Raw genomic sequence first — 12,864 nt, 5'->3', positions numbered from 1 at the left:
CGCCGGAACTGGACCGCGAGGAGCGCGACCGCGCTCGCGACGACGACCAGCTGCCACCCCGCCCGGACGAGGTCGAGCTCGCGGTCGGCGCCGAGCGAGAGGCCCGGCCGACCGTCGGGGTTCGCGAAGGACGCTATCGCGTACGACTCCGTCGTCCCGAGCGTCTCAAGCGGGAGGACGCCCGGTCCCCCCGCGCCGAACGTGACGAACGTCTGGACGACCCCGTCCTCGGTCGAAAAGAGGAGCCCCCCGTCCACGAGGTAGTAGGCGTCGTGGAGCGGATACAGCAGGTTCACGCCTTCGCCGCCGAACAGGTCCGGACCGATCCCGGCGACGAGGAACGCGGCGAGCGCGACCCACGCAACCCGGACGCCCCGTCGCCCGGCTCGTTCGCGAAGTCGGGAGTCGTCGCCGATCCGGGTGTCCCAGTAGAGAGCGACCCCGGCGGCGAGCGGGAGCCAGACGGCGTGGAGGAGGGCGTTCGTCGCGCCGGGGACCGCGAGGCTCGCGACCGCGTCGAGGTCCGGGAGGACCGCGATCGCGACGACGACCGCGACCGAACGCCGGTCGAAGGCGGCGCCGAGCAGGGCGGCCGCGAGCAGCGCGCCGAAGGCGGCGTTGACCAGCGACGGTGCCATAACCCCTCTGACGACCGCACGCGAATAAGTCGCTCGGGGAGCGGTCCCCGAGTCAGCGGGAGTCGTCGTCGCGTCCGCGTGACCCGCGGTCGGCCGCGTTAGGGCCGGACGCGCCGGTGTCGGTCGTGTCGGTGTCGGTCGTGTCGCGTTCGCCCGCGTCGTGCTCGGGATCGCCGACGAAGTCGAACTCGCCGCCTTCGTCGGGATCGACTCCCGCGGCGTCGGAGTCGTCGCCGGCGGCCTCGGAATCGTCGCCGTCGGCGTCAGGGGTCGTGGCCTCGCCACTCCCGGGGTCGGTGGCGGGCGGCCCGTCGTCCGTCTCGGACACCACCGCCCGGGACCCGTCCCGCTCGGACCGACCGAGCAGCGCGAGGGCCATCTGTCGGGCCGCGTACGCCACGAGATTCGTGACGTGGAGCGCGAGGAGGACGCCGGCGACGCCGATCGGGAGCGCGACGAGCGCCTCCGGGAGCGTGTCGATCGCCCACGTCACGGGCTCGCCGTTGACCTCGGCGAACTCGGCCTCGTACGGGTACCGAAGGGGCGAGACGACCAGCGGGAGCGCGCTCGCCAGCAGGAAGAAGGGGACGAACGCGAAGAGGCTCACCCAGAACTTCAGTGAGAGGAACCCGACGCCCGCCCACGTCGAGCGCGCGTCGACGTACTTCCTGACGCCGGCGAGCGCGCCGTCGGCGTCGGCGAGGTCGTCCGGGCGCAGCAGGCGGGTCCCGAGCAGGGCGTTCGCGAGCCGGCGCTCGAACCCCGCGGCGAGTCGGGCGCCGATCAGGGTCACGAACAGGATCACGAGACCGACGAGGACGACCGAGAGGGCCAGCCCGATCCCGACGCCGAACGCGAACGCCGTCGAGTAGACGAACCCGAGCGGGAGCGCGAGCAGGAGGTACAACAGGTGCCTGTACGTTCGGCCGTCGACGACGACGCCGACGACCGGGAGGTCGGAGGGGCTTCTGCGGGAGACCATGCGCGGTCGAAACAGGTTTCGCTGCCGACATAAATCGGTCGCTCTCGTCACCGCGGACCGGCCGCGGACCGCGGTCTCCCGCCGCGCTCAGCCGATAAAGAAGTCGATGGCGTTCCCCGCCGACTGGCCCTTGTACAGCTCCGAGTAGCCGCAGTTCGCGCACGAGACCACGACGAACGACCGGTTCTGCACGTCGAACAGCTTCGTGAGGCCGGTGCCGCTGGTCGCGATCTCGTCCGTCTCCGTCCCCTCGTGTCCGCATTTCGGACAGCCGTCGTCGTCACCGGCCGCCAGCGACTCGGACTCCGGTCCGGGCGCGGCCGCGTCGGGGTCGGCGCGCCCGCCGTCCCCGGCCTCGCTCCACTCGTCGCTCGGTTCGTTGCCGAAGGCGGAGTACTCGGTCTCGTCGTCGTTGTCGGAGGGCATCGGTCCTATCTGCTCGCGCCACCGACAAACCTCTTGCGGGGCCCTCGGCGACCGCGGCGCCGCTTCGTCGACCGCGGAGACCCCCGACCCCGCCGTCTACTCGTCGATCTCGTCGACGAGGTCGTCGGCGACGCCGACGTATCCCGCCGGCGTCAGCGCCCGCAGCTCCTCGCGCACGTCCTCGTCGACGTCGAGGTCGCCGAACAGCTCGCGGAAGTCGTCGAGCGTCACCGACCGCCCGCGCGTCAGCTCCTTCACGCGCTCGTAGGCGTCGGTGTCGCCCTCGCGCCGGAGGATCGTCTGGACCGCCTCGCCGATCACTTCCGGGGTCGCCGCCAGCTCCTCACGCATGACGGTCTCGTTCGGGACGACCTTCGCGAGCCCGTCCTCGGCCTTCGAGTAGCCGATGAGACAGTGCGCGAGGGCGGCGCCGACGTTGCGCTTGACGGTGGAGTCCGAGAGGTCGCGCTGGAGCCGCGAGCTCGTCACGTAGTCCGCGAGGAAGGTGAGATCGGAGTTCGCCTTCGAGAGGTTCCCCTCGCTGTTCTCGAAGTCGATCGGGTTCACCTTGTGCGGCATCGTCGAGGAGCCGGTCTCGCCCTCGACCGCCCGCTGGCCGAGGTAGCGGTCGGAGACGTAGAGCCACGCGTCTAGGTCCAGGTCGAGGAGCACGTTGTTGACGCCCCGCAGCGCGTCGAACAGCGCCGCGAGGTCGTCGCAGGGGTTCACCTGCGTCGCGAGCGGGGTGTGCTCTAAGTCGAGCCCGCGCACGAACGACTCGGAGAACGCCCGCCAGTCCACGTCCGGGTAGGCGGCGTCGTGGGCGGCGTAGGTGCCGGAGGCGCCCGCCAGCTTCCCGGAGAGGTCGCCGTTCGCGACGACGACGCGGCCGAGCGCGCGGCCGAGCCGCGCGGCGTACACCCCCATCTCCTTGCCGAACGTCGTCGGCGTCGCGGGCTGACCGTGGGTGCGCGCGAGCATCGGCGTCCCGCGGTGCTCCCGCGCGAGGTCGGCGAGCGCGTCCCTGACCTCGCGGACCGCCGGTACCAGCACCTCGTTCACCGCCGGCTTGACGAGGAGCCGATGCGCGAGGTTGTTGACGTCCTCGCTGGTGAGCCCGAAGTGGATCCACGGATAGAGCGCCTCGGCGTCGTCGACCGTCTCGTCGTCGTCCAGTTCGTCCAGCCGCACCCGGAGGAAGTACTCGACCGCCTTCACGTCGTGGTTGGTCGCGGCGTACCCCTCGGCGCCCTCGACTTCGAGCGCCTTGATCAGGCGCGCGTCCTCCGCCGAGAACTCCTCGTAGACGCCGCGCAGCGCCGCCTCGGCACCCTCGTCGAGCGCGATCGGCGTGGCGTCGAGCGCGGCCAGCTCGATCAGGTACTCGACCTCGACGCGGGTCCGGGCGCGCATGAGCCCGGCCTCGCTCGCGTACGGCGACAGCGGCGCGGTCCGGGAGGCGTAGCGCCCGTCGAGCGGGGAGACGGCCGCGAGCGGGTCCGACCGCGACAGGCCGTCGATAGCGCCGTCGCCCGTCGGTTCGGGGTCGTCGGTCATGTCCGCGACTGCCCCCGGAGCCAGCAAAAGCGTGTCGATGGCGTGACGCACGGACGTGGATAGGTCGATCCCCTTTTCGCCCCCGGTCGGTCGATACTATCCGCGTACGTGGATATTCCGGCGCTCCGGACCGCAATCGATATACGCGATCGGTCGGACGGGTCGCGTATGAAGATCGCCGGACTCGCGAGCAACCGGGGGCGGAACCTCAGACACATCGCCGACGTCGCGCCGGGCGGCGCGGAGCTGTCGGTCGTCCTGACGAACCGGGAGCAGGCGCCCGTGCTGGAGGCCGCGACGGAGCGCCGGATCCCGACCGAGGTCGTCGAGCGCGAGGCGGAGGAGTCGCGCGCGTCCCACGAGCGGCGGCTCCTCGACCGGCTCGCCGACTACGACTTCGATCTGGTCTGTCTCGACGGGTACATGCGCGTGCTCACCGACGAGTTCATCGACGCGACGCCGACGACGCTGAACGTCCACCCTTCCCTGCTCCCCGCGTTTCCCGGTATGAACGCCCACGAGCAGGTGCTCGACGCCGGCGTCCGGACGACGGGCTGCACCGTCCACGTCGTCACCGAGGTCGTCGACGACGGCCCGATCGTGACCCAGGAACCGGTCCCCGTCTACGGCGACGACGACGCCGACGCGCTGAAAGAGCGGGTGCTCCGCGACGCCGAGTTCACGGCGTACCCGCGTGCGGTCCGGTGGTTCGCGGAGGACCGCGTGACGGTCGAGCGCGACGGCGACGGCGCCCCCGTGAGCGTGACCGTCGCGGGCGACGCGGGCGGCGACTTCCCCGAGCGGCGGTTCGTCTCCGAGGAACGCGCCGAGACGCTCCGCTACGGCGAGAACCCGCACCAGGACGCCGCGCTCTACGCGGACGACGGCCGCGAGGAGGCGAGCGTCGTCGGCGCCGACCAGCTGAATCCCGGCGCGAAGGGGATGGGGTACAACAACTACAACGACGCCGACGCCGCGTTGAACCTCGTGAAGGAGTTCGATGACCCCGCGGCCGCCGTGATCAAGCACACGAACCCGGCCGGCTGCGCGACGAGCGACGCGCTCGCCGACGCGTACGACCGCGCGCTCCGGACCGACGCGAAGTCGGCGTTCGGCGGCATCGTCGCCCTGAACCGCGAGTGCGACGCCGACACCGCCGACGCGGTCGCCGACTCGTTCAAGGAGGTCGTCGTCGCGCCCGGCTACACCGACAGCGCGCTCGACGTGCTCCGGGAGAAGGGGAACCTCCGCGTCCTCGACGTGGGCCCGCTCGGCGAGGGCGACGATCGCTTCGCCGAGCGGTTCACCGAGAAGCCGATCGTCGGGGGCCGCCTCGTGCAGGAGCGGGACCTCCAGTCGCCGACCGCCGACGACCTGGAGGTCGTCACCGAGCGCGCGCCCACCGACGAGCAGCTGGAGACGATGACGTTCGCGTGGAAGACGCTCAAACACGTCAAGTCGAACGGCATCCTGTTCGCGACCGGCACCGAGACGGTCGGCGTCGGGATGGGGCAGGTGTCCCGCGTCGACGCCGTGACGCTCGCGGCGATGAAGGCCGAGAAGGACGCCGAGGGGAAGTCCGCCGAGGGCGCCGTGATGGCCTCGGACGCCTTCTTCCCGTTCCCGGACGCGATCGAGGAGGCCGCCGAGGCCGGGGTCGAGGCCGTGATCCAGCCCGGTGGCTCGGTCAACGACGAGGACGTGATCGCCGCCGCCGACGAGCACGACATGGCGATGGCGTTCACCGGCTCGCGCTGCTTCCGCCACGACTGAGCGACGACAATCATTTATAAAATCGATGCGCTGGCGCGCGCCTCCGAGCGGCCGCCATCGGCGGCCGCGAAGGAGCGCGTGCGAGGGAGTCAGTCGTCCGGAGCGAAGCGGAGGACGACTGACGAGGTTGGGGAGGCGTGAGGTGCGGTCGCTGCGCTGTGCGGGGTGGGATTCAAAGGGGCAGCCGCGAGGACGACGCAGGCGACGCAAGCACCGTAGGAGCGAGCGAAGCGAGTGACGAGGAGCGCAGCGAGCGTGCGTCGTCCTCGCGGCTGGGGCTTTGGCTGTCCTCATCACCGATCTAGAGTCAGCAGATTATCGCAGAGCGACCGAGGTTTTAGAGACCTTCACCGCGGAAGCGTCGATTACTCACAGACAGCTGATAGCCACACAGCGATCGGGTTTATAACCCAGATTTATCACGATGGACGATACTCACTCCCGCAATCGACCGCAGCCGTGCCCGTCTCGACCGCAACCGAGCCCCTCAGCTACTCGCCGCCGTCCGGCTCCGACTCGACGAACTCCATCCCGCTGATCTCGAACCGCGCCCCGCCCTCGGCGCTCTCGGTCACCGCGACCTCCCAGCCGTGCGCCGAGACGACCTGCTGGATGATCGTCAGCCCCAGCCCGGTGCCGGAGGCGGCGGTGGAGTAGCCGTCGACGAACACGTCGTCGCGCTCGTCCTCGGGGATCCCCTTCCCGTCGTCCTCGACGTAGATCCCGGACCCGTCCGGGAGGTCGCCCACCCGGACCGTCACGTCGCTGCCGCCGTGTTCCACGCTGTTCCGGAAGAGGTTCTCGAACACCTGCTGGAGGCGGCTCCAGTCGCCGAGGACGACGCGGTCGGTCTCGACCGAGAGCGTCGCGGCCTCGGCGCCCACGAACGACCAGGACTCGTCGGCGAGCGCCGCGAGGTCGATCTCCTCGCGGCCGCCGATCGTCTGCCCCTCCCGCGTGAGGAAGAGGAGGTCGTCGATCAGCGACTCCATCCGGTCGACCGCGTCGCGGCACCGCTGGAAGTGCTCCGGGTCGCCGGTCCGCTCGGCCATGTCGAGGTAGCCGTCGACGATTCCGAGCGGGTTCCGGATGTCGTGCGAGACGACCCGCGTGAACTCCTCCAGCTGATCGCGCTGGCGCTGCATCCGATCGGTCGCCTGCTTCCGGAACAGCTCGTAGCCGACCCACTGGGCCAACAGCTCCACGAACGTCTCCTCGTCGTCCGAGAAGGGGCGGTCCCGCGCCTCGGTGTCGGCGAAACAGAAGGTGCCGTACACCTCGCGGTTGACCACGACCTTCGCGCCGATGTACGCCTCCAGCCCGAACTCCTCGTATGCGGCGTCGCTCTCCCAGCCCTCGACCCGGGCGTGCTGGACCGTCAGCGCGCCGTCGAGGTCGACGGTCCGCCTGCAGTACGCCTTCGACAGCGGGCAGCTCCGGCCGGCCTGCAGCAGTTCGTGGTCGCCGCGCGCGTCCACGATCACCTGCGTCTCGTCGTCGATCTCGGTGAGGAAGCCGGTCTCCACGTCGAGGTACGCGCGACCCAGGTCCAACAGCTCCGGGAGCTTCTCCTCGAACGACCGCTCCTGATCGGCGGTGATCCGGTACATTCGACGGAGGGCGTCGCCCTCCGAGATCCCTTCACTCATCGTCGGTCACGGCTGTGTTATCGTATTGAAGTCCCCGCTCGGGTTAAACCGGACGGTGTCGATCCCGACATCCTCGACGGCGACGATCGATTAAAACTACCGACAGAGACGACCGGCCGGCCGCCGCCCGGATCAGTCGTCGCTCGACGCCTGTCCGGTCGGGTCGGTCGCGGCGCCCGGGACGGCCTCGGCCGGCGCCGGCGGTTCGTCGCGCACGTCGGCGCCCTTGCCCTCGGCGATGACGTCGGCGTACGCGTCGGGGAAGACGCGCACGAAGTCGTCCAGCGCCGCGGGCCAGTCGTCGAGCAGCTCGGCCGCGCGGTCGCTCCCGGTGTACGCGCGGTGGTTCTCCACGAGGCGGCGGAGCATGCGCTCGTCCGACTCGTCGAGCGTCTCGGAGACGGAGACCATCCCTCGGTTCACGCGGTCGTCGAACCGGTCGTCGGGGTCGTACACGTAGGCGACGCCGCCGGACATCCCGGCCGCGAAGTTCCGCCCCGTGTCGCCGAGCACGGCGACGACCCCGCCGGTCATGTACTCGCAGCCGTGGTCGCCGACGCCCTCGACGACGGCCCTCACGCCGGAGTTTCGGACGCCGAACCGCTCGCCGGCGACGCCGTTGACGTAGGCCTCGCCGTCGGTGGCGCCGTAGAGGCCGACGTTACCGGCGACGACGTTCTCGGCGGGGTCGTAGCCGGCCTCCTCGGGCGTGTTGACGACGATCCGACCGCCGGAGAGCCCCTTTCCGAGGTAGTCGTTGGCGGCGCCGGTCAGCTCCAGGGTGACGCCCGACGCGAGGAACGCGCCGAAGCTCTGGCCGGCGTAGCCGTCGAACCGGCAGGTGACGGTGTCGTCGGGGAGCCCCTCGCCGCCGTGCTCGGAGACGACGCGGTTCGAGAGGGTCGCGCCGACCGCGCGGTCGACGTTCTCCACGTCGCGGGTGAGTGCGACGGGCGCGCCGTCCTCGATGGCCGGGGCCGCCTCGTCGATGAGGTCCCAGTCGAGGAGGTCCTCGATGTCGGCGTCGTCCTGCTCGCGGGTCTTGGTACGGGCGTCGCCCGCGGGCTCGGCGATCACCGCCGACAGGTCGAGGTGCTTCGCCTTCTCGTGGTCCGTCTCGCGCTGCGAGAGGAGCTCCGGCCGCCCGACGAACTCCTCGACATCGGTGTAGCCGAGCTCGGCCATGATCTCGCGGAACTCCTGCGCGATGAACGTCATGTAGTTGATCACGTGGTCCGGCTGGCCGGGGAACCGCTGGCGGAGGTCCTCTCGTTGGGTCGCGACGCCGACCGGACAGGTGTTCTCGTGGCACTGCCGGGCCATCACGCAGCCGGAGGTGACGAGCGACGCGGTGCCGAACACGTACTCCTCGGCCCCAAGCGCGGCCGCCACGGCCACGTCGCGCCCGGTCTTGAGCCCGCCGTCAGCAGTGACGCGGATGCGGTCGCGCAGGCCGGTCGCGCGGAGCATCTGGTTCGCCTCGGCGAGCCCGAGCTCCCAGGGGAGCCCCGCGTTCTTGATCGACGTCTTCGGCGACGCCCCGGTCCCGCCGTCGTGACCGGAGACGTGGACGACGTCCGCGTTCGCCTTCGCGACGCCGGCCGCGATGGTGCCGATGCCGGCCTCCGACACCAGCTTCACGTTGACGTCGGCGTCGGGGTTCGCGGCCTTCAGGTCGAAGATGAGCTGCTTGAGGTCCTCGATCGAGTAGATGTCGTGTTGCGGCGGCGGCGAGATGAGCCCGACGCCCGGCGTCGAACACCGGACGTGCGCGATCATCTCGTTCACCTTCTCGCCGGGGAGGTGGCCGCCCTCGCCCGGCTTCGACCCCTGCGCCATCTTGATCTGCAGCTCGTCCGCGCTCGCGAGGTAGTCGGCGGTGACGCCGAACCGGCCCGAGGCGACCTGCTTGACCGAGCACTCCTTCTCGGTGTCGAACCGCTCGGGCGGCTCGCCGCCCTCGCCGGTGTTCGACTTCGCGCCGATCCGGTTCATCGCCATCGCGTTGTTCTCGTGGGCCTCCGGCGAGATGCTGCCGAGGCTCATCGCGGCCGTCGAGAAGCGCTCGACGATCGACTCGACCGGCTCGACCTCCTCGACCGGGACCGGGTCGCGGTCGGACTCGAACTCCAAGAGCCCGCGGAGCGTCTGGAGTTCCTCGGACTGGTCGTTCACCAGCTCCGCGAACTCCCGGTACTGCTCGTAGTCGCCGCCGCGGACCGCCTGCTGGAGCGTCCCGACCGTCTGCGGGTTCCAGCCGTGTTTGATCCCCGACGAGCGGTGCTCGTACTCGCCCGTGGTCGCCAGTTCGGGGTCGGCGCCGAACGCCATCGCGTGGCGCGTCCGGAGGTCGTCTTCGATCTCCTCGGCCCCGATCCCCTCGGTGCGGATCTCGGTCCCCTCGAAGTACTCACCGACGAACTCGGAGGCGAGCCCGACCGCCTCGAAGATCTGGGCGCCCTGGTACGACTCCATCGTCGAGATGCCCATCTTCGCCATCGTCTTGAGGAGCCCGTCCTCCAGGGCGCCGCGGTACGCCGCCAGGGCCTCCTCCTCGTCGGCGCCGTCGGGCCCCGCCACGACGTCCGCGATGGAGTCGTACGCGAGGTACGGGTCGATCGCGTCGGCGCCGTAGCCGACGAGCGTCGCGACGTGGTGCACCTCGTGCGGCTCGCCCGACTCGACGACGATTCCGGCGCGGTTCCGCAGCCCGTTCCGGACGAGGTGGTGGTGGACCGCGCCCGTCGCGAGCAGGCTCGGGACCGCGAGCCGGTCCGGGCCGACCGCGCGGTCGGAGAGGACGACCACGTCGACGCCCTCACGGATCGCCGCCGCGGCCTCGTTCCGGATCCGGGTGACGGCGTCGACGAGCGACGCGTCGCGGTCGTACGTGATGTCGACCGCCGCCGAGTCGAACGCCGGCCCGTCGCCGTCGACGGGCTCGCCGTCCAGCGCCTTCAGCGCGGCCGCCTCGGGGTCGGTGAGTATCGGCGAGTCCGAGACGATCTGCTCGGCGTGCTCCGGGGTCTCGTCGAGCAGGTTCCGCTGGTTCCCCATCCGGGTCTCCAGCGAGGTGACGAGCTCCTCGCGGATGTAGTCGATCGGCGGGTTCGACACCTGCGCGAACAGCTGCTTGAAGTAGGTGAACAGCGGGCGGTCGACGTCGGCGAGCACCGACAGCGGCGTGTCGTCGCCCATCGAGCCGACCGGGTCCTTCCCGTCTTTCGCCATCGGCTCGACGAGGTGGTTCAGCGAGTCGGTGGTGTAGCCGAACGCGGCTTGGTGGGCCCGGACGGTCGAATCGTCGTCCTCGGCGCCGCCGATCTCCGTCTCGCCTTCGACCTCGCTCGCTACGTCGTCGAGGTCGACCTGACGTTCCTCGACCCACTCGCCGTACCTCTCGTCGGTGAGCTCGGCGAACACCTCGTCGTCGGGGACGATCCGTCCCTCCTCCGGGTCGGCGACGAAGATCTCGCCGGGCTGAAGCCGCCCGCGGCGCTCGACGTTCGCGGGGTCGGTCGGCAGTGCCCCGACCTCGCTGCCGACGACCAGCCGGTTCTCGTCCGTCACCTCGTACCGGCACGGGCGGAGCCCGTTGCGGTCGAGGACGCCGGCGACCTGCTCGCCGTCGAAGCCGATGACGAGGGCGGGACCGTCCCACGGCTCGACGAGCGAGGCGTGGTAGTCGTAGAAGTCGGTGCGGGCCGCGTCCATCAGGTCGTCGTCGCGGAAGGCCTCCGGGATCAGCATCCGGAGGGTGTGCGGGAGGTCCCGGCCGGCTTGGAGGAGGAGCTCGACCGCGTTGTCGACGCTCGCGGTGTCCGACTGGTTCGGGTCGTCGATCACCGGCTTGATCGTGTCGAGCTCGGCGCCGAACGCGGGGTGATCGAGGTCGTTCTCGCGGGCGCGCATCCAGTTGACGTTCCCGCGGATCGTGTTGAACTCGCCGTTGTGGACGATGTTGCGGTACGGGTGCGCGAGATGCCACGCGCCCAGCGTGTTGGTCGAGAACCGGGCGTGGACTAAGGCGACGTGGCTCGCGAACCGCTCGTCGGTCAGGTCGGGGAAGTAGTCGGCGAGCTGCGACCCCTTCAGCAGGCCCTTGTATACGACGCGCTGGCGGTCCAGCGAACAGACGTAGAACCGCCCGGCCCCGTCGACGTCGCTGACCGCGTTCTCGATCTCGCGTCGCGCCGCGTACAGCGCGCGGTCGAAGCCGAGCAGCTCCGGGTCGACGTCGTCCGGTCGCGTCCCCTCGCTGGTGAACCGCTCGGCGAGGCCGGCGCCCTCGACGGGCGCGGCGAACAGCTGGGCGACCTCCGGCTCGGAGTCGAGCGCGGTCGCACCGAGGTCGGCGTTATCCGTCGGAACGGAGCGCCACTCCAGTACCTCCAGCCCGTAGACGGAGAACACCTCGGCGATGACGTCGTGGATCTCCGCTTGGACGCTCCCCTCCGTCGGCATGAAGACGGAGCCGACCGCGTACTCGTCGGGCAGGTCGGCGTCGACGACGTCGCGGAAGAACTCGTCCGGACGCGCGACCATGATCCCGGCGCCGTCACCGGTGTTCTCCTCCGCGCCCGTGGTGCCCCGATGTTCGAGGTTCTCCAGCAACCTGACCGCGTCGGTCACCGTGTCGTGGCTCGGGTCTCCGTCGAGGTCGACGATCCCGCCGATCCCGCAGTTCGATCGCTCGTCCGATACCGTCGCAAGCCCCCCACCGTGGCCCGAGGACTCCGAACTCCCTCGGGTGTTACTACGTGGCTCGGTCATACCTCCCACTCACAGACGATCGCTTAAAGGTATGACCCTGATACGGGTAGGATCCCTCGTACACACATTAGGGAATATAAGGTAATTATTCATCAGGGGTGGATAACCGTTGCCACGATTCCCGTTCGATCAGTTGTATCTCGCGACGTCTGGGTCTAATCCAACGGAAATCTGAATTTCCACCCGGACGGGCGCGTATTCGGCGTATCAGTTTGTCTTCGTCAACTCCGGACCGATCGGCCGGTCGAGCGATACCGAATCGAGCGACACCGAATCGGCGAGCGAACGCGTTCGGGTTCCCCATCGATGGAGCGGGACATCGGTCCGCAGACGGGAGGGAGTTCGGTCGCTGACGGCGCCGACACCGGCATCGCCGGTCGCCCCGATACGGCGTCGGTCACTCGCGAAGCGGTGCGAACGTCCCGTTGATGTCCCACTCGTGGATGCAGTAGACCTCGCCCGGCTCGTCGGCTATCTGCCAGCCGGTGGCGTCCTCGTCCCACCGCTCCCGGCGACCGCACAGCTCGCACTCGCGCTCCCGTGGCGGGGTGATGGTCACGCTCATAGGCGATAGAAGGGAGCGGGCCAGCAAAAGGATACCGCCGTCCGCGACCGCGGCGCGCCCCCGGCCTCAGGAGCCCGAGACTCGCCGGAATCCGGCGATCTTCCCGGCGAGGAGGAGCGCGATCAGGGTGCCGACCGGTCCGAAGCCAGGTACGTCCTCGGCGGTCGCCCGAACCGGCGCGTCCTCGTATGTCGGCGTCGCCCGTTCTCCGGCCTCCGCGTCGGACGCCGTCGCGGGCGAGCTCGCCTCACCGTCGCTCACGCCCAATCGGCTCTCGTCCGCTTCCGACGCGGTGTCTCCGGCGGCGGAGCCGGTACCCGTGGGCGCGACGGCCACGGGCGATCGGCTCGGGCCGTCGCGCGCGCCCCTCCGGACGCCTGCACCCCACTGGCCTTCGAACCGGACACCGCTCCGACCGGGGCCGACTCGTGCCCCGTCGCCGCCGTCGCCCGCTTCCGGACTCCCGGGCGGAGATCCCGCTCCCGGCGTCTCAGCGATCCC

The 12,864-nt window shown here is 70.3% G+C and carries 9 protein-coding genes; 1 reads left to right on the top strand and 8 read right to left on the bottom strand.

Features of this window, described 5'->3' with window-relative positions; translation table 11 throughout:
* From SD626R_RS08015 to purB, 4 genes are all read right to left on the bottom strand, one after another.
* The coding region (locus SD626R_RS08015) for a hypothetical protein (protein WP_092565479.1) at positions 1-638 on the bottom strand (638 nt) is incomplete at its 3' end.
* A 52-nt stretch (positions 639-690) separates the two neighbouring features.
* Positions 691-1,620 (bottom strand): sensor domain-containing protein, encoded by a 930-nt coding sequence (locus tag SD626R_RS08010; RefSeq protein WP_092565477.1) that lies wholly within the window; start codon positions 1,618-1,620, stop codon positions 691-693.
* An 87-nt stretch (positions 1,621-1,707) separates the two neighbouring features.
* Positions 1,708-2,046 carry a zinc ribbon domain-containing protein gene (locus SD626R_RS08005; protein WP_092565475.1) on the bottom strand — a complete coding sequence of 113 codons (339 nt, stop codon included), beginning with the start codon at positions 2,044-2,046 and terminating at the stop codon, positions 1,708-1,710.
* Between the two features lie 96 nt (positions 2,047-2,142).
* Positions 2,143-3,603 carry an adenylosuccinate lyase gene (purB, locus tag SD626R_RS08000; RefSeq protein WP_092565473.1) on the bottom strand — a complete coding sequence of 487 codons (1,461 nt, stop codon included), beginning with the start codon at positions 3,601-3,603 and terminating at the stop codon, positions 2,143-2,145.
* Positions 3,604-3,771: 168 nt separating this feature from the next.
* Between purB and purN the strand changes: the two genes are divergently transcribed.
* Positions 3,772-5,376 carry a phosphoribosylglycinamide formyltransferase gene (gene purN / locus SD626R_RS07995; RefSeq protein ID WP_092565471.1) on the top strand — a complete coding sequence of 535 codons (1,605 nt, stop codon included), beginning with the start codon at positions 3,772-3,774 and terminating at the stop codon, positions 5,374-5,376.
* Positions 5,377-5,867: 491 nt separating this feature from the next.
* On the opposite strand, the gene SD626R_RS07990 is transcribed toward purN, so the two are convergent.
* The 4 genes from SD626R_RS07990 to SD626R_RS17045 form a co-directional block, all read right to left on the bottom strand.
* Positions 5,868-7,025, bottom strand: a complete 1,158-nt coding sequence (locus tag SD626R_RS07990) for a sensor histidine kinase (RefSeq protein WP_092565469.1) — start codon at positions 7,023-7,025, stop codon at positions 5,868-5,870.
* 132 nt (positions 7,026-7,157) lie between these two features.
* Positions 7,158-11,798: a glutamate synthase large subunit gene (gene gltB, locus SD626R_RS07985; RefSeq protein WP_092565467.1), complete on the bottom strand. Its 4,641-nt coding sequence runs from the start codon at positions 11,796-11,798 to the stop codon at positions 7,158-7,160.
* A gap of 397 nt (positions 11,799-12,195) precedes the next feature.
* Entirely contained in the window at positions 12,196-12,363 is a 168-nt protein-coding gene (locus SD626R_RS16795; protein ID WP_176697298.1) for an HEWD family protein, read from the bottom strand.
* Between the two features lie 66 nt (positions 12,364-12,429).
* Positions 12,430-12,864, bottom strand: a 435-nt coding sequence (locus SD626R_RS17045) for a PGF-CTERM sorting domain-containing protein (protein ID WP_206751670.1), incomplete at its 5' end; no start/stop codon positions are given.

Source organism: Halorubrum sp. SD626R (assembly GCF_001261915.1).
GTDB lineage: Archaea > Halobacteriota > Halobacteria > Halobacteriales > Haloferacaceae > Halorubrum.
The sequence above is the reverse complement of the archived record's forward strand: the minus strand, read 5'-3'. Positions and strand labels throughout refer to the sequence as shown.